The following is a 21,469-nucleotide window of genomic DNA, read 5'->3' on the forward strand; positions in this document are numbered from 1 at the left end:
GGCGCGAGTTACTCACTCTCGCCGTGTTTAAATCTCATCAGGTCGCGGCGCTCTTTCTTGTCCGGACGTCTGTCAGGGTGCGGCATGGTCAGGGCGTTCATTTTGCGCGCCAGGGCCACTTTTTCACGCTTCTCGATACTTTCCGCCGTCTCTTCATACAGGGCGACGGCTTCACTTGCCGGGCGGCGCTGTTCGGTAATACCGACAATCCGTACCGTACGCTCGTCATTGCCCTGGCGCAGCGTCAGCATGGCGTCCAGCTCGACAATTTTCCCGGGTTTGCTGCGTTGTCCGTTGTAATGCACCTTGCCGCCTTCAATCATCTCCCGCGCCAGTGCGCGGGTCTTGTAAAAGCGGGCGGCCCAAAGCCATTTGTCCAGTCTGACGGTTTCGCTGGGCTTCTCTTTCATCGCCTCTCCTTCGGGGTAAGCGAAGGGATCAGTCGCCGGTAATCATTCAACCCTGGGTGGCGCAGATACTGCTTTTCCGCCAGCCCGGAGTCGGGATTGGTAATGCCCAGGCAGTAACGAATGCCAAATTCCCTCGCGGCATCCAGAATCGCCTCGCTGTCGTCGACAAACAGCGTTTTATGGGCCTCAAGGCCAGTCTCCTCCGCCACGGCGCGCCACAGGCGCTGATCCTCTTTCGGATAACCAAATGTGTGGGTGGAAAGTAATAAATCAAGGTGCGCATCCAGGCCGGTGTGTTTGAGCTTCACCGCCAGATTGTGGGGATGGGCATTGGTCAACAGAATGCGTCGCTTACCGCAGGCCTTGAGCGCATCAAGGAACGGCACCGTATCCTCGCGCAGCGTGGCGCGCGGACCCTGTTCGCTGGTCATCGCACAAATATCCAAACCCAGGCGCTCGCTCCAGTAATCCAGACAGTACCAGTTTAGCGTATGCTGCACGGCGTGATACTCCTGGCGCATGGCGTCTTTCGCCTCCTGCAGATTGAGGCCGCGGGCGGCTCCCCAGGTTTCAGGCACCAGCGTTTGCCAGAAATAGTTGTCGAAAGCGAGGTCCAGGAGCGTGCCGTCCATATCCAGCAGAACGGTATCGACCTCCTGCCAGGCGATATCAAAATGCATGATGACTCTCCAGCGAGCAGAAAATGGGCGACAGGGTATCATACCCTGTCGCCGGGAAAATTAATCTTGCGGGTCAGACGCGGGGAGCAGTACCGGGTTCAGGCAGCTTTCGTAATATTTCTGAATCTCTTCCATACGCTGGCGATGGCGTTGATAACGACGCAGCGCCTGTACGCCGTGGTAAGCCATGCATCCCAGCATCGACAACAGCAGCAGCGTAATGCCCAGATAGCGCCACAGTCCGCTGCGGTCGGGGATGCGGTGCAGATTGATATGCTGGGTGCCGTTGGCGTCGGTAAACAGATTGGTGACGATCCCTTCGGCGTGGAAAGGGGTATGCATGAGCATACCGGCCAGCCGCCGCAGCTCGCTCCACTGCTCATGTGCCGGATAATCATACAGGCTCACCGCCGGCCACGGCTGATTGACCAGCACGCTGCCTTCATCGCTGGCGATCAAGAAACCGCCGGGCGCCGGGCTGTTTAGCGCCTGCGCGGCTCGCGAAGTTTCACGCATTACAAAGGGGGCGGTGGAAGTGGTCACCAGATTCTCCAGCGACTCCGCGCTGACCGGGCGCAGCAGCACGTTCACGCCGTCCAGTTTTCCGGCGGTGGCGCGCTTGGTTAATGCCTCCCAGTTACGGGTATTCCCGAGATTGACCAGCGCGTTTTTCAGGCGCAGGCAGTCATCCTTTGCCGAGCAGAGATCGTTGGTTTTCAGGACGATATCGCCGAAATCATCCAGCAGCACCATGCCTGATTTCTGAATCGCGGAGCGCAGCGCCGGGCTGACGCGGGAGTCATCGTCGGTTTCCGGGTGCAGCTGGCGCTGGACGGACTGCATCAGGGCGGTCGCTTTGCTGACAATATCAGACTCCGGCAGCGGCAGAGGAGGGGCGTCGTTCCATACAATCTGTGAACAATCGAAAGGCAGGAACGGCGAATCCTCTTTGGCCGACCAGCTACCCGGCGTACGGATATTACACATCCCGGTGCCTGTCAGGCGCAGCGTATCGCCAATGCGCACATGGGCTTTTGCCAACTGGTCGACGGTAGTCGCTTCAATCGTCTGGGCGCCCTTCAACCACGACAGGGTGAACTTAAACGGCATATTTAGCGGTACGCTGACCCACAGCATGATCACCACTACCAGCGCGCCGGCGGCGATAATCGCGCTGCGCAGCCAGTACTGTAGCGGGAAGTTTTTCACTTCATCATGGAGCGACAGGTAGCGTCCCTGGCGGGCCACGTGACGGTTGAGATAGATATCAATATCGGTCTGCTGCCCCAGGTCCTGGGCTATCCATGGCTGCCAGTGGCGCGGATAGATAAGATCGATAATGCCCAGCGAGATATTATTGATATGTTCTTGATCGTTTTCGCCAAACAGTCCCCAGCGCTTGGGAACGCCACGCAGGCAGTGGATTTCGCGCAACGCGGCGCGGCGCGGCGGGGCATAGATCCCCCCCACGCCAGCGGCGAGAAGCAGTACCCCCGCGGCCACCAGCCAGGGGGTAAAAACGGCTGGCCCAATCAGGCTGAAATAAAAGAACAGAAAGGAGGCGACGATCAGGATCGCTTCGCGCAGCCCATCCGGCCGGTTGAGGGCGTGTTCTTCCCGACTTTCCCGACGGATCTGCCGTAGCTCTACCTGTTCGCTCTCTTCGCCGCGAATGGAGGCCTGGGTGGCCGATGCGCGTTCCAGGGCGTAGCTTTGCGCCTCCTGACGATAGTCGCTCAGGCTATGTCCGTTAAGGGTGATAACCAGCGGCAGGCTGTCGGTGGGGATCAGCTCAACGCTGTTTTCGTCGTTGATATGCTGTTCCCAGAACGGCGGCAGATGGACTTCCACCGAATCGAGAAAGTAGCGCCATTTATTCGGCGCGTCGGTAGTGATCCCGTAGCGAGTGATGGCTCGCGTCACCGCGTAGACCGTATCACTCTGTTCATTCAGCGCCAAAGCGACGGGTGCGGTCGTTGCGCCGGACGCCGGGACCTGCAGGGTGCGACTGAGCTCCGCAAGATACTTTTCGATAGCCTGACGCTCATCGGCAGGAAGCGGCCGCGTAGTGGCGTCGCTAAAGGCGTGCAGTAGAGGAAGGCGTCGGCGTCTGGCGTGAGACCGGTACCACCATCCGATGAGCAATACGCAGATTAGCAGAGCTGTAAGGAAAATCAGAAAGGTGCCCATGCCCATCCCATCATAGTTATTTTTTTCTTACGATATCGTCGGTGAACGTGAAGACTAACGTCAAGCTGCAGTGTTAGTGGCGCACCTGGTTACAGGGTAGTGAATATGTCATGCAGCAACGTATAAGCTTACCAAAAACGTTAATGCGCAGAAATCGGTAAATTCTCAAACAGAATTCAAGCTATTGACTTTTTTATCTTTATTACTTTCCCCTTTGCCGGTAAAAGGTTACAACTCTGTAAATAAGTAGCGATTTGGATTGCCGAAAGCGTGTTGCGTATCGCACAATGACTGCTTAATCACAGCATAGACCGATGACAATGAGCAAATCATTACAAAAACCCACCATTCTCAATGTTGAAACTGTCGCCCGTTCGCGCCTCTTTAATGTCGAAAGCGTCGATCTGGAATTCAGCAACGGTGTGCGTCGCGTTTATGAACGTATGCGGCCATCCACCCGTGAAGCGGTGATGATTGTGCCGATTGTTGATGATCACATTATTTTGATTCGCGAGTATGCCGTCGGCACGGAATCCTACGAGCTGGGTTTCTCCAAAGGGTTGATTGACCCGGGTGAAACCGTGGATGAAGCAGCGAATCGCGAGCTGAAAGAAGAGGTTGGCTTTGGCGCCAATAAGCTGACGTTTCTGAAGAAGCTCAGTATGGCCCCCTCTTACTTCTCCAGCAAAATGAATATCCTGGTGGCGGAAGACCTCTATCCTGAGTCACTGCCGGGCGATGAACCTGAGCCGCTGCCGCAGGTGCGCTGGCCGCTGGCGCAGCTGATGTCGCTGCTGGATGAAGAAGATTTTAACGAAGCCCGTAACGTCAGCGCGCTGTTTTTAGTGCGCGAGTGGCTGCTGGCTCAGGGCCGGCTCTGAGAGAAAGCGCGCCGTTAGCAGCAATAAAAAAGCGCCCGCAGGCGCTTTTTTTGTCAGAACAGTTCGTGGGTTTCACCACCGCCGTCAGTCAGGGTGGTGCCCACCTCATGGACCGCCTGCTGCGTGGGCTGGGTTCCTTCAATGAAGTATTCCGCGCGGCTGTTGCCCCCGTTAGCCAGCTGACCAGTGCTGCGGTCAATATTCACCGTGACGATCCCCGGCGGCGGGGTTAACGGCTCTTCCGGCACTCCTTCCAGCACGCTCTTCATAAAGCTGTCCCAGGCCGGCTGGGCACTTTTAGCACCCCCCTCATAACCGGAGATCTGATCTTTAATCGCCCCGGAGGCGGTGGTGCGGCCAAGATCGCGACGATGATCGTCAAAGCCGATCCATACCGAAGTCACTACACCTGGGCCGTAGCCTGAGAACCAAGCATCCTTCGAGCTGTTGGTGGTCCCGGTTTTCCCGCCGATGTCATGCCGCTGCAGATCGCGTCCGGCACGCCAGCCGGTTCCCATCCAGCCCGGTTCGCCAAAGATGTTGCTGTTCAGTGCGCTTTTTATCAGGAACGACAGCGGCGTGTTAATCACATGCGGCGCGTATTCCTGGGCGCCGCTCTGTGCAACCAGCGACTGGTTGGCCTGCTCCAGCTGCGGCTGTGGCGGCACGTTGCCGTTCTGCGGTTCCGTCGAGGTGGCGACATCTTCCACATCTTTATTTTCCAGCACGTTGGATTTTGGCGTATCACCGTAAATGACCGGTAAATCACACTGCGGGCAGGCGATTTTCGGACGTTCTTCGAAGAGAACGCCGCCCTGATCATTCTCAATCTTACTGATAAAGAACGGGTTGACCAGGAAGCCGCCGTTGGCCATCACCGAATATCCGCGGGCAACCTGCAGGGGCGTAAAGGAGGCGGAGCCCAGGGCCAGCGATTCTGTGTGGACAATGTTTTGCGCCGGGAAGCCAAAGCGCTGCAGATACTCGGCGGCATAGTCAACGCCCATGGCGCGCATAGCGCGCACCATCACCACGTTTTTCGACTGTCCAAGCCCCTGGCGTAAACGAATCGGACCGGCATACTGCGGCGGCGAGTTCTTCGGCCGCCAGTCGGATCCTGCGCCTGCGTCCCAGCGCGAGATCGGCACATCGTTGAGCATACTGGCCAGCGTTAAGCCTTTATCCATCGCGGCGGTATAGAGGAACGGCTTAATGTTGGAGCCGACCTGACGCAGCGCCTGAGTGGCGCGGTTGAACTTGCTCTGGTTAAAGTCAAACCCGCCGACGAGAGCAATAATCGCGCCGTTTTGCGGATTAATGGAGACCAGCGCTGAGTTGACGTCCGGGACCTGTGACAGCCACCAGCCGTCAGCCACTTTACGAACCCAGATCTGCTGCCCGGCCTGCAGGACGTCGTTGACTTTACGCGGGGTCGCCCCCTGCTGCGTATCCGAGATAAAGCGCCGGGCCCAGCGCACGCCGTCCATCGTCAGAGAAACCGAGTCGCCGTTAGCCAACAGCGCGACGGCCTCCTGGGCATTCGCGGAAGTGACCACCGCCGGGAAAAGCGGGCCGTAGCCAGACTGACGCTTCAGCGAGTCGATGATTTTCTTCGTCTCCCACGGCGTTTCACCGACTTTCCACAGCACGCTGGCCGGGCCGCGGTAGCCGTGACGCATATCGTAATCCAGCACGTTATTGCGTACCGCCTGCTGGGCTGCCTGCTGATTCTTGCGAGTAATGGTGGTGTAAACCCGGTAGCCATCTTCATAGGCCTGCTCGCCGTAGCGATTCACCATCTCCTGGCGCACCATTTCGCTCAGGTAAGGGGCGGAGAAAGCGATTTTCGGCGCGTGATAGCTGGCGTCGATCGCTTCGCTGCGCGCCTCATCATATTGCGCCTGGGTGATGTACCCCTCGCTCAACATACGCGACAGCACCACGTTGCGACGGGCGGTCGCGCGATCCATGGAATAGAGCGGGTTAAAGGTAGAAGGCGCTTTCGGCAGACCGGCAATCACCGCCATCTCACTCAGGGTCAACTGGTCGATAGGTTTGCCAAAATAGACCTGCGCCGCGGCGCCGACGCCATAGGCGCGGTAGCCGAGGTAGATCTTGTTCAGATACAGCTCAAGGATTTCATCTTTGTTCAGCAACTGCTCGATGCGGATAGCCAGAAAGGCCTCTTTAATCTTACGCATCAACGTCTTCTCGGGGCTGAGGAAGAAGTTACGTGCTAACTGCTGGGTGATGGTGCTGGCGCCCTGGGAGGCATGGCCTGAAAACATCGCCACGCTGGCGGCGCGGAAAATACCCACCGGATCGACGCCGTGGTGCTCATAGAAACGGCTGTCTTCAGTGGCGATAAACGCTTTCACCAGCTCGGGGGGAATTTGCTGCAGCGTCACAGGGATACGGCGTTTTTCGCCATATTGCGCAATAAGCTCACCGTCGGCGCTATAGACCTGCATCGGGATCTGCAAACGCACATCCTTCAGGGTTGCGACGTCGGGGAGTTGCGGCTCTATGTATTTGTAGAGGCCAAAAATCGAGCCTGCTCCCAGCAGTACGCAACAGACTGCAAGGATCAATAGATACTTTACGAACTTCACCGGTGTTTTCCCATTTAGTTTTATTTGGGCAGTTTATAAACAAACGCGCGGTAGTATAAAGGCAAGCCAGGTGCATTGATATAGCCGGACAGTTTTGCCGGATAAGGAGATCGTAAGCATGGCTTTCAGAAACTGGCGGATCGGGATGCATATCCAGCAGGATAGCATCGCCATTGTCGCGCTATTGCATGAACGCTCACACTGGGCGCTGCGCCGCTGGTGGCGTATTCCGCTGCCGCCAGGCCTGGTACGGCAGGGGATGGTGGTGGACGTCAGCGCCCTTGGCGCACAGCTTAGCGCCTGGCGGCGGGAGCTACCGGTGCAGCATCAGGTCAGTATCGCTTTCCCCGCCGTTCGCACGCTGCAAAAGCGCCTGCCTTATCCCCAGTTCGCCCTGCGGGATCGTGAACAGGCGACGTGGATAGCCAGCGCGATGACCCAGCAACTGGCGATGCCCGCCGCCTCCTTAAGCATTGATTATGCTCCCACCTCGCGGGATGACGGTTGGCAGGTCACGGCGGCGCAGCGGCTGGACATCAATGTCCTGCGGGCGCTGGCAGGACGGCTACGACTGCGGGTAGCGGCCATCGTGCCGGATGCCAGCGCGCTCGGCGCGTTTGTCCCCTTGCTGAACCCGCAGTCGCAGGGCCTCGCGTGGCGGGATGAAAATCACTGGCTATGGGCGACGCAGGAGGCCTGGGGTTGTGTCACCTGCGATGAGGTGAAGTCGTTAAGCCAGCTGGCGGAGCAGCTTCAGGTTCCTTTGCGTCTGTGCGCTGACGCTGGCGACGAGGCCAGCAACTTAGATGTCTGGCAGGTCATTCACCGCCGGCAGCCTCCTCTGCCGGTCGATGGCGATCGCTACGCTATCGCCCTTGGGCTGGCGCTGGGGAGTGAACACCATGACGCATGCCGTTAATCTTCTCCCCTGGCGCGACCTGCGGCGGCGCCAGCGCCTGCGCTTCATCCTGCTGATTGCTACCGGCATTATGCTGCTGGGATTGATGATCCTGCAGGTATGTCGCACGGTCCGTCTGCAGCATCTCGCCCTGGCGACACTCCACGCGACGGCCGACGCGCAGTTGCTCGCCTCGCTTAAACAGCGCGAGCTTCCAATGCGCGAGGCGTGGCAGCAGCACCAGCGTCATCGTCAACAGCAACGGCGTAGAGCGGCGATCGCCGCCTGGCAACCCAGGCTGCTGGCGCTGGCGGCAGATCTGCCCGCGCAGGCGTGGCTGACGCGGCTGGATTACCAGGGCGCGGTTCTGACCGTGAACGGCCTGGCCCTCAACCTTCAGGCGCTGGCCGGACTGGAGCGCATTCTGACCAATGTGGCGGGATTCGCGCCGGCAAAAGCGGGCGGAACGCAGCGCGACGCCGAGGGACGCTGGCAGTTCAGTTTTACCCTTGCAGAAGAGCGTGCCGATGTGGATTAGCAGCCGGCGCAGCCAGGCGGTGCTGCTGACCCTGTTCGCGATGGGGGGGCTGGGCTTCGGCGTTACGCTCTGGTGCGCTGACGGGCCGCCGCTGGCGGCAGTGTCCCGCGACCCCGTCCTGCAGATGCAATGGCGTCGGGTGATGGCATTGCGCATACCCGCCGGTGAAATCCCAGTGGAGGGCATCGACAAGCAGCCGTTTTCGCCGATAGCCATTCCGCTTGCCGGGGTGAAGCTTATCGCCTGGCGACCTCAGGGTAGCGGGGGCGAGATGGAGCTGACCCTGCCCTGGCAGACGCTGCCCGCGTTTTTTTCCTGGCTGGCGCGCTGCGGGATGAACCCGCGATCGTTCTCGCTGGAGCGTGAGGCGCAGGTGCTCCGCCTGCGTTTGCAACTGGAGGCGGAAGATGGGACGTAAACGCTGGGCTTTACTGTGGCTGCCGCTGTCGCTGCTGGCGGCCGAGCGCGATCCATTTCAGCCGGTAGAGGATCCCTGCCGCACGGTGCAGTTATCACAATGGCGCTATGGCGGCGCGGCCGGGGATGGCGCAGGCTGGACGGGGTTTCTGCAGGACGGGAGCGGCAAATGGCGGCGGGTGCGCATGGATGATCAATTGCCCACGGGCTGGCGGGTGAGCCGGCTGACGGCCGGTGAGCTGGAGATCGCCACGCCTGCGGGGTGTGAACCGCCAGCGTGGCGCTGGCAACGTGAAGGGAAACAATATGATGCGATGGATAAGCCTGCTGCTTCTGCTTCTGCTGCTGCCGCTGGCGGCGGGCGCCGCCCGAAATGAAAAGACAATTTCGCTGGTGGTCGATGACGCGCCGGTGGCTCATGTGCTGCAAGCGCTGGCCGAAATGAACCACAAGAACCTTGTTGTGGCGCCGGACGTTAGCGGTACGCTCTCCCTGCATCTGCAAACGGTTCCCTGGACCCAGGCGTTGCGGGCGGTGGCGGATAGCGCAGGCCTCTCTTTGCAACAGCAGGGAACGGTCATCTACGCGCATACCCAGGCCTGGCAAAAGGCGAATCAGGCGCAGCGTGAAGCGGAACAGGAGAAACGCCTGCAGAACCTGCCCCTGCAGGCCGAGAACGTGACCCTGCACTATGCCGATGCCGAGGAGCTGGCTAAAACGGGCGGTAAGTTGCTTAGCGCCAGGGGGCACCTGATGGCGGACAAACGGACCAACCGTCTGCTGATCCGCGATGATGCCCGGCATCTGCCGGCGTTGAAAGCCTGGGCGCAGGAGATGGATTTGCCCGTCGGACAGGTGGAGCTGGCCGCTCATATCGTGTCGATGAGCGAAACCAGCCTTCGCGAGCTGGGGGTGAAGTGGCGGCTGGCGGAGGCCGGAGGCTCGCCGGGATCAGGACAAATCACCACCCTGAGCAGCGATATGTCGGTGAACGATGCCAGCACCCGTGCGGGGTTTAACATCGGTAAGATTAACGGTCGCTTACTCGAACTGGAACTTTCCGCGCTGGAGCGCAAGCAGCAGGTCGATATTATCGCCAGCCCTCGTTTGCTGGCCTCGCATATGCAGCCCGCCAGCATCAAGCAGGGGAGCGAGATCCCCTATCAGGTTTCCAGCGGTGAAAGCGGCGCCACGTCGGTGGAGTTTAAAGAGGCCGTGCTGGGCATGGAGGTGACGCCGACGGTGCTGCAGCAGGGAAGAGTGCGGCTGAAGCTGAGGATCAGCGAAAATACGCCGGGTCAGGTGCTGAAGCAGGATAATGGCGAGGCGCTGGCCATCGATAAACAGGAGATAGAAACCCTGGTGGAAGTTCGCAGCGGCGAGACGTTAGCGTTGGGCGGCATCTTTTCGCAGAAAAACAAAACCGCCCGCGACAGCGTCCCGCTGCTTGGCGATATCCCGGTGCTGGGGCGTCTGTTTCGTCGCGACGGGAAAGATAATGAACGCCGTGAACTGGTTGTCTTTATTACGCCACGGATTCTGGCGGTACGTTAAGCAGGTTTTTCATGCTAAACACGTTTCAGGTGTTTGACGTGAGGACGGATTTAGCATACAAGGGGTACCGATTTGAGAGTCGGGTACGACATCAATCCTCCCTTTATTGTCCGGCGATTTTATTCAGTTGCCAAACCAGCCGGAGTATTGAGATAATTTTTAGTCTGACTCTCGCTCTATTGCATATGAGGTTTCAGTTCATGCCCTGCGGCGCTGGGTGTCTGCGAAGCGGGTTTATCATTAACGAATAGTCTTAGTAGTACCGAAAAAATGGCAGAGAAACGCAATATCTTTCTGGTTGGGCCTATGGGTGCCGGCAAAAGCACTATTGGGCGCCAGTTAGCCCAACAGCTCAACATGGAATTTTACGATTCCGATCAAGAAATTGAGAAACGCACTGGCGCTGATGTGGGCTGGGTCTTCGATGTTGAAGGCGAAGAAGGCTTCCGCGACCGTGAAGAAAAAATTATCAATGAGTTGACGGAAAAACAGGGGATTGTGCTGGCGACTGGCGGCGGCTCTGTAAAATCCCGTGAAACGCGTAACCGTCTCTCCGCCCGCGGCGTGGTGGTCTACCTGGAAACGACAATCGAGAAGCAGTTGGCCCGTACGCAGCGCGATAAAAAGCGTCCTTTGCTACAAGTCGATGCGCCGCCTCGTGAAGTGCTGGAAGCGCTGGCTGACGAGCGTAACCCGCTGTATGAAGAGATCGCCGATGTGACTATCCGCACAGACGATCAGAGTGCGAAAGTCGTCGCGAACCAGATTATTCATATGCTGGAAAGCAATTGATTCTGGCTTAATAAAAGTGCGTCAGAGTAAAAGTCACTGAGGTGGACGTCGCGTTATGGAGAGGCTTACTGTTACCCTCGGGGAACGTAGTTACCCGATTACCATCGCGGCTGGTTTGTTTAACGATCCAGCTTCCTTCCTGCCACTCAAGTCGGGCGACCAGGCTATGCTGGTCACCAACGAAACGCTGGCGCCGCTTTATCTGGATACCGTCCGCTCTGTGCTGGAGCAGGCAGGGGTCAACGTTGACAGCGTGATCCTGCCCGATGGCGAGCAGTATAAAAGCCTGGCGGTGATGGATACTGTTTTTACCGCGCTGTTGCAAAAACCGCATGGCCGCGACACCACGCTGGTGGCGCTTGGCGGTGGCGTAATCGGTGATTTAACCGGTTTCGCCGCGGCAAGCTATCAGCGCGGGGTGCGTTTTATCCAGGTCCCTACCACTCTGCTGTCACAGGTCGATTCGTCAGTCGGCGGCAAAACCGCAGTGAACCATCCTCTCGGCAAAAATATGATTGGCGCCTTCTGGCAGCCGGTTTCGGTGGTGGTTGATCTTAACTGTCTGAAGACCCTCCCGGCGCGTGAACTCGCTTCCGGACTGGCTGAGGTCATCAAGTACGGTGTGATCCTCGACGGCGAATTCTTCAGCTGGCTGGAAAACAACATTGATGCGCTGCTGGCGCTGGATGAAAAAGCGATGGCGTACTGTATTCGCCGTTGCTGTGAGCTGAAAGCGGAAGTTGTGGCTGCTGACGAGCGTGAAACCGGGTTACGTGCTTTACTCAATCTTGGACATACCTTCGGCCATGCTATCGAGGCGGAAATGGGCTACGGTAACTGGCTGCACGGCGAAGCGGTGGCGGCAGGTATGGTGATGGCGGCGCATACGTCCGAACGGCTGGGGCAGTTCCGCGCGCAGGATACACAGCGCATTATCGATCTGCTCAAGCGTGCAGGCTTACCGGTACGCGGCCCGCAGGAGATGAGTGCGCAGGCGTATTTGCCCCATATGATGCGCGATAAAAAAGTACTGGCGGGCGACATGCGGCTGGTGCTCCCGCTCGCAATAGGAAGCAGCGAGCTGCGCGGCGGAGTGCCGCATGATGTGGTTCTTGGCGCGATTGCTGATACTCAGCAGGCGCAACAATAAGAAGGTCTGGCCGCGTTCGCGCGGCGTTATCATTTCGGGTGATGTGCAATAATCGTGAGCATAAGCCTTTTAGTGGGGTGTTAAATGGATGATTTCAAACCAGAAGACGATATGAAAGCCGATCGCAACGATCGTCGTGCTGGTCGTTCCCGTCAGTCTTCCGAGCGTGATGCCGATCCGCAGATCAATTTTGACGACGTCGATCTTGATGCCGATGAAGGCCGTCCGACGCGCGCCGGTAAGGCCCGTCGCGAGCGTGAAGAGGAAGAGTTCGAAGAAGAACTGGATGCGGAAGACGAGGAACTGCTCGAAGAGCAGCCTGTAGAGCGTCGTCCGCGCAAGCGTAAAAAAGCGCCGGCCAAACCTGCCTCCCGTCAGTACATCATGATGGGCGTGGGGATTCTGGTGCTGCTGCTGTTAATCGTGGGTATTGGTTCTGCGCTGAAATCGCCATCCTCGTCCAGCCAGCAGACCGCTTCCGGCGAGAAGAGCATTAATTTGTCTGACGATCAGTCCACCAGCACGCCTGCTGCCGGTCAGGATCAGACTGCTGCGGCCAACACCACCCCACAGCAGGACGTAACGGTTCCGCCTATTGCCGCGAACCCGACGCAGGGCCAGGCAGTATCAGAGCCGCAGGGCCAGCAGCGTATTGAAGTTCAGGGCGATCTGAACAATGCGCTGACCCAGCAGCAGGGCCAGCTGGACGGCGCCGTGGCTAACTCGACGCTGCCAACTGAACCGGCAACCGTCGCGCCGATCCGTAATGGCGCCAATAGCACTGCGGCGCCGCGCCAGGCGACCGAGCGTCAGACGGCTGCAACGCCGCGTCCGACAGAGCGTAAGCACACCGTTATCGAAGCGAAGCCGCAGACGAAGCCTCAGGCCGTGGCAAAAGCGCCGGTAGAAACGAAGCCGGTTCAGCCGAAGCATGTTGAAAGCGCGGCGACTACCGTCCCGGCGAAAACCACCGTAACCGAAAGCAAACCGGTGGCAACAGCGCAGAGCAAACCGGTAGCAACAGCGTCCACCACCACTGCCGCGCCAGCCGCAACGGCAGCGCCAGCCGCGAAGAGCGGTAAAACGGCAGGTGACGTGAGCTCAATGAAATCTGCGCCGTCGGGTAACTATACCCTGCAGCTCAGCAGCTCCTCTAACTACGACAACCTGAACAACTGGGCGAAGAAAGAGAAGCTGGATAGATATGTTGTCTATGAAACGTCGCGTAACGGCCAACCGTGGTACGTGCTGGTGAGCGGTATCTATGCTTCGAAAGAAGAAGCGAAACGCGCTGTCACCTCGCTGCCGGCGGACGTGCAGGCGAAAAATCCATGGGCAAAACCACTGCATCAGGTACAGGCTGACCTGAAATAATGCCGTGGGGTAGTCTTAAGCGCAGGATGCTGTCGGAGCTTTCTCCACAGCCGGAGAACGTGTAATTAGTTAGGCAGCATGAAAAAGAATCGCGCTTTTCTGAAGTGGGCAGGGGGGAAGTACCCCCTGCTTGACGATATTAAAAAGCATTTGCCGGAAGGCGAGTGCTTAATCGAGCCCTTTGTGGGCGCCGGGTCGGTATTTCTCAATACCGACTTTTCTCGTTATATCCTCGCGGATATCAACAGTGACTTAATTGGCCTGTACAACATCGTTAAATTGCGTACCGACGAATACGTCGCCGCTGCGCGTGAGATGTTTGTCCCGGAAAACAACGTCGCTGAGCGCTACTACCAGTATCGTGATGAATTCAACCAAAGCCAGGATCCGCTGCGTCGCGCGGTGCTGTTCCTGTATCTGAATCGCCACGGCTACAACGGCCTGTGTCGCTACAATCTGCGCGGCGAGTTTAATGTGCCGTTTGGCCGCTATAAAAAGCCCTATTTCCCCGAGGCAGAGCTCTATCATTTCGCCGAGAAAGCACAAAACGCCGAGTTTTACTGCGAATCGTATGAAGAGTGCATGCAACGTGCAGATAGCCGCGCGGTGGTATATTGCGATCCACCCTATGCGCCGCTGACGGCGACGGCGAACTTTACCGCCTACCACACCAACAGCTTCAATCTGGAACAACAGGTACTGCTGGCGCAAAAGGCGGAATCGCTGATGAAAAAGCGGATCCCGGTGCTGATTTCCAACCACCGCACACCGTTGACGCAGGAATGGTATAAAAACGCGGCAGAAACACATATTGTGAAGGTTCGGCGCAGCATCAGCAGCAACGGTGGTACGCGTAAAAAGGTGGATGAGCTGTTAGCGCTCTACCGTCCGCCTAAGACCAAATAAATTTCAAGGAGATGCGGATGAAGCAGTATTTGATTGCCCCTTCGATTCTGTCAGCTGATTTTGCCCGTCTGGGTGAGGATACCGCGAAGGCGCTGGCGGCGGGTGCGGATGTCGTGCACTTCGACGTCATGGACAACCACTACGTGCCGAATCTGACGATTGGCCCGATGGTGCTGAAGTCGCTGCGCAATTACGGTATTACCGCGCCAATCGACGTCCACCTGATGGTAAAGCCGGTCGACCGCATCATTCCTGATTTTGCCGAAGCCGGCGCCAGCATCATCACCTTCCATCCTGAAGCCTCCGAACACGTCGATCGCAGCCTGCAGCTGATTAAAGAGCACGGCTGTAAAGCGGGCCTGGTGTTTAACCCGGCGACGTCCCTGAGCTACCTCGATTACGTGATGGATAAGCTGGACGTGATCCTGCTGATGTCGGTTAACCCGGGCTTTGGCGGCCAGTCCTTTATTCCCCAGACGCTGGATAAACTGCGTGAAGTACGCCAGCGCATCGATGCTTCTGGCTACGATATTCGCCTGGAAGTGGATGGCGGCGTGAAAGCCAGCAATATTGGCGAAATCGCCGCGGCGGGTGCGGATATGTTTGTTGCCGGTTCGGCGATCTTCGGTCAGCCGGACTACAAGAAAGTGATTGATCAAATGCGTAGTGAATTAGCGAAGGTGAGTCATGGATAAATTACAGGCGATCCGCGGCATCGCGTTTGATCTCGACGGCACGCTGGTGGACAGTGCGCCGGGTCTAACCTCGGCGGTTGATAACGCCCTCTACGCCCTGGAGTTGCCGGTGGCGGGAGAAGAACGCGTTGTCACCTGGATCGGCAACGGCGCCGATGTCCTGATGGAGCGGGCGCTGACCTGGGCTCGTCAGGAGCGTGCGACGTTACGGGCGGCGATGGGTAAGCCTTCCGTCGACGATCATGATATTCCGCAAGACGAACAGCTGCGCATTTTGCGTAAACTGTTTGACCGCTATTACGCCGAAACGGCGGAAGAGGGTAGCTTCCTGTTCCCGGCGGTGGCCGATACGCTCGGCGCGCTGCATGCCAAAGGCCTGCCGCTGGCGCTGGTCACCAATAAGCCGACGCCGTTTGTCGCCCCGCTGCTGGACGCGCTCGATATCGCGAAATATTTTACCGTGGTGATTGGCGGCGATGACGTGCAGAACAAAAAGCCGCATCCGGAACCGCTGCTGCTGGTGGCGGAAAAGCTCTCTCTGGCTCCTGCCGAGCTGCTGTTCGTCGGCGATTCGCGCAATGATATTCAGGCGGCCAAAGCGGCAGGCTGCTGCTCTGTCGGCCTGACCTACGGTTATAACTATGGCGAACCGCTTGCGCTGAGCGAGCCGGACTATCTCTTCGACCAGTTTAATGAACTCTTACCCGCTCTCGGGTTACCGCACAGTGAAACTCAGGAATTGAAACATGACTAAGCCCATCGTTTTTAGTGGCGCACAGCCCTCAGGTGAACTGACCATTGGCAACTACATGGGTGCGCTGCGTCAGTGGGTAAACATGCAGGACGATTACCACTGCATCTATTGCATCGTGGACCAACACGCCATTACCGTGCGCCAGGATCCGCAGCAGCTGCGCAAGGCGACCCTGGATACCCTGGCGCTGTATCTGGCCTGCGGCATCGATCCGCAAAAAAGCACCATCTTCGTTCAGTCGCACGTGCCGGAACACGCCCAGTTAGGCTGGGCGCTGAACTGCTACACCTATTTCGGCGAACTGAGCCGCATGACCCAGTTTAAAGACAAGTCCGCACGCTACGCGGAAAACATCAACGCCGGTCTGTTTGATTACCCGGTACTGATGGCCGCTGACATTCTGCTGTATCAGACCAACCAGGTTCCGGTAGGGGAAGATCAGAAACAGCACCTGGAACTGAGCCGCGATATCGCCCAGCGTTTTAACGCCATCTATGGCGATGTCTTTAAAGTGCCTGAGCCGTTTATTCCGAAGTCCGGCGCACGCGTGATGTCGCTGCTGGAGCCGACCAGAAAGATGTCCAAGTCCGACGACAACCGCAACAACGTCATCGGCCTGCTGGAAGATCCGAAATCGGTGGTCAAGAAGATCAAACGCGCGGTGACCGACTCCGACGAGCCGCCGGTGGTACGCTACGACCTGAAAGAAAAAGCGGGTGTCTCCAACCTGCTGGATATCCTCTCCGCGGTCACCGGGAAAACCATTCCTGAGCTGGAGCAGCATTTTGAAGGCAAAATGTATGGCCACCTGAAAGGTGAAGTCGCTGAAGCGGTGTCGGGTATGCTGACTGAGCTGCAGGAGCGCTATCACCGTTTCCGTAACGACGAAGCGTTTCTCAACCAGGTAATGAAAGACGGCGCAGAGAAAGCCAGCGCGCGCGCTTCTCAGACCCTGAAAGCGGTATACGAAGCGATTGGTTTTGTCGCCAGGCCGTAAGCGACGCAACAGCTAAAAAGGCGGGATATTATCCCGCTTTTTTTATGTCTGTCGTCCACGCGGGGGAGGCGAAGGTTAGTGGTTCGAGAACCAGTTCAGTTTATCCCGCAGGCCAACCACGCGACCGACGATGATCAGCGCCGGACTAGCCATCTGCTGCGCCAGGATATCCAGCTGCCCTAAGGTGCCGCTGACCACTTTTTGCGACACGGCGGTGCCGTTCTCGACGATGGCGGCGGGCATATCTTCAGCCATGCCGTGAGCAATGAGCTTCTCGCGGATCGCCGGCGCCTGGTTCAGACCCATGTAGAACACCAGGGTTTGCTTCTCCACCGCCAGGTTCGCCCAGTCCAGTTCGCCGCCGGTTTTCAGGTGGCCGGTGACCAGGCGGACGCCCTGGGCGAAATCGCGGTGTGTTAACGGGATCCCCGAGTAGGCGGAGCAGCCGGAGGCGGCGGTGATGCCTGGAACAACGGAGAAGGGGATGCCCGCCTCACAAAGGGTTTCCAGCTCTTCCCCTCCGCGGCCAAAGATAAAGGGATCGCCGCCTTTCAGCCGGACCACGCGTTTTCCTTTTTGCGCTTCACGCAGCAGGATCTGGTTGATCTCCTCCTGCGGGACGCAGTGGTAGCCAGAACGTTTGCCGACGAACACCCGGTCGGCATCGCGACGCACCAGATTCATGATGTCGTCGGAAACCAGCCGGTCATAAACCACCACGTCAGCCTGCTGGATCTGCTGCAGACCTTTGAGCGTGAGCAGCCCGGCGTCGCCGGGGCCGGCGCCAACCAGCACCACCTCGCCGCGATGCTCCAACGGCTCCGTCAGCAGCTGCTCGGTGGTATCCGCCACCGCCTGCCGATCGTCATTGGCCAGCGACTGCGCCAGCCGGTCGTTCACAAACAGCTTCTCCCAAAAGCGGCGGCGTTCGCCCACGCTGGCAAACTGCTGCTTAACGCGCGCGCGCAGATGGCCGGCATAGCGGGCCAGCTGGCCGAGATGCAGGGGTAAGACTGACTCCAGCTTCTCGCGCAGCAGGCGCGCCAGCACCGGCGATGTCCCGCCCGAAGAGACGGCGACCATCAGCGGCGAGCGGTCGATGATGGACGGCATAATAAAGCTGGCCTGGCGCGGGGCATCCACCACGTTACAGAAGATACGCCGCGCTTCGGCTGCATCGCTGACCTGCTGGTTCACCGTCTCATTATCGGTAGCGGCAATGGCCAGCCAGCAGGTGTCCAGCAGCGAGGGGATAAACTCCCCCTGCACCAGGGTTAGCATCTGTGAATCGGCCCACACCTGAAACTGCGGGGTGAAGTCGAGCGCATTGACCGTGACGTTTGCGCCAGCATCCAGTAGCAGACGGGCCTTGCGTTCGGCGACATCCCCGCCGCCAACCAGTAAACAATCCCGCTGGCGCAACTGGCAGAATATGGGTAAGTGATCCACAGAATAACCTCATGAAAATAAGGGGTAGAAAATGCGTGGTCGTAGAATAGCAGCAAAGGTAATACAAAACATGCGACTTATCCCGCACTCATGCGTTGTCGGTCAGAAGTGTTGCTTATGTCTCCCCCCGTAGCCGGGGGGAGGAAGAGGACTTACGCTTTAAGCTGCACCTGGCCGTCTTTCACCCGGGCGTCGAAGCGGGCGATGGAGTGGCTGGCATCTTCCATGCACAGGCCGTCGCTCAGGCGGAAGCGCTGCTTTTTCAGCGGGCTGGCAACCCATAGCGCGCCGTCATGTTCGGCGATAATCCCGCGAGACAGCACGCTGGCGTTGAAGAACGGGTCAATGTTGCTGATGGCGAATACCCTGTCGTCCTGGTAGGGACGGAAGACTGCCACCTGCTGCTGGCCGAGCAGCGCGCAGACGCCGGTGGCCGGCAGGATGTCGTCAATTTTGCAGATGTTTACCCACTGGCTCATACGTTTTCCTCCACCAGCGTGACCGGGATGCGCTCATAGGGCGTGGCCGGGCGGTGCTGGTCACGTTCCGGCACCACCTGTACGTTCGGGTCGCGCTGGTCGCTGTTGATAAAGTGTTTGAAGCGGGTCTGCGCCGCCGGGTTGTTGACGGTTTCGGTCCACTCGCAGGCGAAGGCGGCGCGCAGGCGAGCCAGCTCCTCTTCCAGATGGTCGTTCAGGCCCAGCTTGTCATCGATGATGACGCTGCGCAGATAGTCGATGCCGCCTTCCATGTTGTCCAGCCACGGCGCGGTGCGGGTCAGCTTATCGGCGGTGCGGATGTAGAACATCATAAAGCGGTCGAGATACTTAATCAGCGTCTCGCGATCAAGGTCCGCGGCCAGCAGATCGGCGTGGCGCGGCTTCATCCCGCCATTACCGCACACGTACAGGTTCCAGCCTTTCTCGGTGGCGATGATCCCCACGTCTTTGCCCTGGGCCTCCGCACATTCGCGGGTGCAGCCGGAGACGCCGAACTTCATTTTGTGCGGGGTGCGGATGCCTTTGTAGCGGTTTTCCAGTTCCACGCCGAAGCCGACGCTGTCGCCGACCCCGTAGCGGCACCAGGTGCTACCGACGCAGGTTTTCGCCATCCGCAGCGCTTTGGCGTAGGCGTGGCCGGTTTCGAAGCCCGCTTCAATCAGCTGACGCCAGATCTCCGGCAGGTCGTCTTTCTGCGCGCCAAACAGGCCGATGCGCTGGGAGCCGGTGATTTTGGTGTACAGATTGAATTCACGCGCGATACGGCCCACGGCGACCAGCCCTTCCGGCGTGATTTCGCCGCCAGCGGAGCGCGGGATCACCGAGTAGGTGCCATCTTTCTGAATGTTGGCAAGGAAGTTGTCGTTGGTGTCCTGCAGCGGCGTGTGCTGCGGTTTGAGGATGTACTCATTCCAGCAGGAGGCCAGCAGAGAGCCGACGGTCGGCTTACAGATCTCGCAGCCATAACCCTGACCGTGTTTTTCCAGCAGTTCGTCGAAGGTTTTAATGCCTTCCACGCGGATCAGGTGGAACAGCTCCTGGCGGGAGTAAGCGAAGTGTTCGCACAGGTTGTTGTTGACCTCGATGCCCTGTTTCGCCAGTTCGGCATTGAGCACCTGCGTCACCAGAGGGATACAACCCCCGCAGCCGGTTCCGGCTTTGGTTTCCGCTTTCAGCGCCGCGACGGTGTGGCAGCCTTTGTTGATGGCGGCGATCAGGTCGCCTTTACTGACGTCAAAGCAGGAGCAGATCTGCGCGCTGTCCGGCAGTTTATCGACGCCGATCGACGGCTTGCCGCTGCCGGCGTGGGCCGGAAGGATCAGCGAATCCGGATTTTCCGGCAGCTCGATAGCGTTGAGCACCAGTTGCAGCAGATTGCCATAGTCGCTGGTGTCGCCGACCAGCACCGCGCCGAGCAGCGTTTTATTGTCGGCGCTGACGATCAGGCGCTTATAAACTTCTTTGCTTTCGTCGAGATAGACGTAGCTGCGGGCGCCCGGCGTACGGCCGTGGGCATCGCCGATCCCGCCCACGTCCACACCCAGCAGCTTCAGCTTGGCGCTGAGGTCGGCGCCGGTGAAGCTGTTTTCACTGCCGAGGAGATGGTCGACGGCCACCTGGGCCATTTTATAACCCGGGGCGACGAGGCCATACACGCGGTTGTTCCAGCTGGCGCATTCCCCGATGGCGTAGATGTCCGGGTCGGAGGTCTGGCAGCTATCGTTGACCATGATGCCGCCGCGCTGGGCGACCGCCAGCCCGCACTGGGTGGCCAGCTTATCGCGCGGGCGGATCCCGGTTGAGAAGACGATGAAATCGACCTGCAGCTCGCTACCGTCGGCGAAGTGCATGGTTTTACGAGCCTCGGTGCCCTGCTGGACGATCTCTTTGGTATTTTTACTGGTGTGAACTTTCACGCCCATGCTTTCAATTTTGCGCCGCAGCTGCTCGCCGCCCATCTGGTCGAGCTGCTCGGCCATCAGCATCGGCGCGAACTCGATCACGTGGGTTTCCACGCCGAGGTTTTTCAGGGCGCCTGCGGCTTCCAGGCCTAGCAGGCCACCGCCGACCACCGCGCCGCGTTTGCTGCGACGGGCGCAGGATTCAATCGCGTTAAGATCTTCAATGGTGCGATAGACGAAGCAATCCTGAGTTTCCGCGCCTTTAATTGGCGGGATCCAGGGGTATGAGCCGGTCGCCATAATCAGCTTGTCGTAGAACACGGTGCGCCCGGCGCTGGAGTGGATCACCTTCTCCTGGCGGTTGATGGTGATCGCCCGTTCGCCGACCAGCACCTTGACGCCGTGTTTCTCATAGAAACCTTCGCGCACCAGCGACAGCTCTTCTGCGGTATGGTGGGAGAAATAAGACGACAGGTGGACACGGTCGTAGGCGATACGCGGTTCTTCACAGAACACGGTAATGTCGAACTGTCCGGCAGGCGCCTTATCGAGAAGCTCTTCGATAAAGCGATGGCCAACCATGCCGTTACCGATGATAGCGATTCTGACTTTGCTCATTTTTGCCTCGATTTCTTTTCTATTACCGCCTACCTTAACGATTCAGCCATCAGGCTTATTGATGCAAATCAATGACAACTTCACCTACCACTTAATGGGTATATAATTGATTTGTCTGTATTTTTCTAAGTTATGGAAAACGCTGGCTTTTCC

At 58.4% G+C, this 21,469-nt stretch carries 20 protein-coding genes; 13 read left to right on the top strand and 7 right to left on the bottom strand.

Annotation, left to right across the window (positions count from 1 at the left end; genetic code table 11):
* Positions 1 to 8: 8 nt before the first annotated feature.
* Genes hslR through CW267_RS02030 form a run of 3 tightly spaced genes read right to left on the bottom strand, consistent with a single transcriptional unit; the run spans position 9 to position 3,280 of the window.
* Positions 9 to 410, bottom strand: coding sequence for a ribosome-associated heat shock protein Hsp15 (gene hslR / locus CW267_RS02020; RefSeq protein ID WP_008807008.1), 402 nt, complete (start codon positions 408 to 410; stop codon positions 9 to 11).
* Positions 407 to 1,090, bottom strand: a complete 684-nt coding sequence (gene yrfG / locus CW267_RS02025; protein ID WP_004181456.1) for a GMP/IMP nucleotidase — start codon at positions 1,088 to 1,090, stop codon at positions 407 to 409. The genes hslR and yrfG overlap by 4 nt, the downstream gene beginning before the upstream one ends.
* Positions 1,091 to 1,150: 60 nt before the next feature.
* Positions 1,151 to 3,280, bottom strand: a complete 2,130-nt coding sequence (locus tag CW267_RS02030) for an intracellular growth attenuator family protein (protein WP_100781139.1) — start codon at positions 3,278 to 3,280, stop codon at positions 1,151 to 1,153.
* Between the two features lie 320 nt (positions 3,281 to 3,600).
* Between CW267_RS02030 and nudE the strand changes: the two genes are divergently transcribed.
* Positions 3,601 to 4,161 (top strand): ADP compounds hydrolase NudE, encoded by a 561-nt coding sequence (gene nudE, locus CW267_RS02035; RefSeq protein WP_012967138.1) that lies wholly within the window; start codon positions 3,601 to 3,603, stop codon positions 4,159 to 4,161.
* A gap of 53 nt (positions 4,162 to 4,214) precedes the next feature.
* Here nudE and mrcA read toward each other — a convergent pair whose 3' ends face one another.
* Positions 4,215 to 6,773, bottom strand: a complete 2,559-nt coding sequence (mrcA, locus tag CW267_RS02040; RefSeq protein WP_008807011.1) for a peptidoglycan glycosyltransferase/peptidoglycan DD-transpeptidase MrcA — start codon at positions 6,771 to 6,773, stop codon at positions 4,215 to 4,217.
* 118 nt (positions 6,774 to 6,891) lie between these two features.
* On the opposite strand from mrcA, the gene CW267_RS02045 reads away from it, so the two are divergent.
* From CW267_RS02045 to trpS, 12 genes are all read left to right on the top strand, one after another.
* Positions 6,892 to 7,692 carry a hypothetical protein gene (locus tag CW267_RS02045; RefSeq protein ID WP_012967139.1) on the top strand — a complete coding sequence of 267 codons (801 nt, stop codon included), beginning with the start codon at positions 6,892 to 6,894 and terminating at the stop codon, positions 7,690 to 7,692.
* Positions 7,676 to 8,209, top strand: coding sequence for a PilN domain-containing protein (locus CW267_RS02050; RefSeq protein ID WP_012540413.1), 534 nt, complete (start codon positions 7,676 to 7,678; stop codon positions 8,207 to 8,209). The genes CW267_RS02045 and CW267_RS02050 overlap by 17 nt, the downstream gene beginning before the upstream one ends.
* On the top strand, positions 8,199 to 8,627 hold the full coding sequence (locus tag CW267_RS02055) for a hypothetical protein (RefSeq protein WP_023323339.1): 429 nt from the start codon (positions 8,199 to 8,201) through the stop codon (positions 8,625 to 8,627). The genes CW267_RS02050 and CW267_RS02055 overlap by 11 nt, the downstream gene beginning before the upstream one ends.
* The gene (locus CW267_RS02060; RefSeq protein ID WP_100781138.1) at positions 8,617 to 9,003 is read left to right on the top strand and encodes a HofP DNA utilization family protein; all 387 of its coding nucleotides are present in this window, start codon (positions 8,617 to 8,619) and stop codon (positions 9,001 to 9,003) included. Before CW267_RS02055 ends, CW267_RS02060 begins: the two co-directional genes overlap by 11 nt.
* On the top strand, positions 8,933 to 10,180 hold the full coding sequence (gene hofQ, locus CW267_RS02065; protein WP_100781137.1) for a DNA uptake porin HofQ: 1,248 nt from the start codon (positions 8,933 to 8,935) through the stop codon (positions 10,178 to 10,180). Before CW267_RS02060 ends, hofQ begins: the two co-directional genes overlap by 71 nt.
* Before the next feature lie 270 nt (positions 10,181 to 10,450).
* Positions 10,451 to 10,972 (top strand): shikimate kinase AroK, encoded by a 522-nt coding sequence (gene aroK / locus CW267_RS02075; RefSeq protein ID WP_002920267.1) that lies wholly within the window; start codon positions 10,451 to 10,453, stop codon positions 10,970 to 10,972.
* A gap of 55 nt (positions 10,973 to 11,027) precedes the next feature.
* Complete coding sequence (gene aroB / locus CW267_RS02080) at positions 11,028 to 12,122, top strand: 3-dehydroquinate synthase (RefSeq protein WP_008807017.1); 1,095 nt, start codon at positions 11,028 to 11,030, stop codon at positions 12,120 to 12,122.
* Positions 12,123 to 12,206: 84 nt separating this feature from the next.
* Positions 12,207 to 13,496 (top strand): cell division protein DamX, encoded by a 1,290-nt coding sequence (gene damX, locus CW267_RS02085; RefSeq protein WP_100781136.1) that lies wholly within the window; start codon positions 12,207 to 12,209, stop codon positions 13,494 to 13,496.
* Positions 13,497 to 13,574: 78 nt separating this feature from the next.
* On the top strand, positions 13,575 to 14,402 hold the full coding sequence (gene dam, locus CW267_RS02090; protein WP_008807019.1) for an adenine-specific DNA-methyltransferase: 828 nt from the start codon (positions 13,575 to 13,577) through the stop codon (positions 14,400 to 14,402).
* 17 nt (positions 14,403 to 14,419) lie between these two features.
* Positions 14,420 to 15,097: a ribulose-phosphate 3-epimerase gene (gene rpe, locus CW267_RS02095; RefSeq protein WP_008807020.1), complete on the top strand. Its 678-nt coding sequence runs from the start codon at positions 14,420 to 14,422 to the stop codon at positions 15,095 to 15,097.
* The gene (gph, locus tag CW267_RS02100; RefSeq protein WP_012540418.1) at positions 15,090 to 15,851 is read left to right on the top strand and encodes a phosphoglycolate phosphatase; all 762 of its coding nucleotides are present in this window, start codon (positions 15,090 to 15,092) and stop codon (positions 15,849 to 15,851) included. The genes rpe and gph overlap by 8 nt, the downstream gene beginning before the upstream one ends.
* A complete protein-coding gene (trpS, locus tag CW267_RS02105; RefSeq protein ID WP_008807022.1) occupies positions 15,844 to 16,848 on the top strand; it encodes a tryptophan--tRNA ligase in 1,005 nt (334 codons plus the stop codon). The genes gph and trpS overlap by 8 nt, the downstream gene beginning before the upstream one ends.
* Positions 16,849 to 16,923: 75 nt before the next feature.
* On the opposite strand, the gene cysG is transcribed toward trpS, so the two are convergent.
* From cysG to nirB, 3 genes are all read right to left on the bottom strand, one after another.
* Positions 16,924 to 18,297, bottom strand: a complete 1,374-nt coding sequence (gene cysG / locus CW267_RS02110) for a siroheme synthase CysG (RefSeq protein WP_012967144.1) — start codon at positions 18,295 to 18,297, stop codon at positions 16,924 to 16,926.
* Between the two features lie 152 nt (positions 18,298 to 18,449).
* A complete protein-coding gene (gene nirD / locus CW267_RS02115; RefSeq protein WP_012540420.1) occupies positions 18,450 to 18,776 on the bottom strand; it encodes a nitrite reductase small subunit NirD in 327 nt (108 codons plus the stop codon).
* Positions 18,773 to 21,316, bottom strand: coding sequence for a nitrite reductase large subunit NirB (gene nirB, locus CW267_RS02120; protein WP_008807025.1), 2,544 nt, complete (start codon positions 21,314 to 21,316; stop codon positions 18,773 to 18,775). The genes nirD and nirB overlap by 4 nt, the downstream gene beginning before the upstream one ends.
* Between the last annotated feature and the right edge of the window lie 153 nt (positions 21,317 to 21,469).

It is taken from the genome of Klebsiella sp. X1-16S-Nf21, from assembly GCF_002837615.1.
Classification (GTDB): Bacteria; Pseudomonadota; Gammaproteobacteria; order Enterobacterales; family Enterobacteriaceae; genus Klebsiella; species Klebsiella variicola.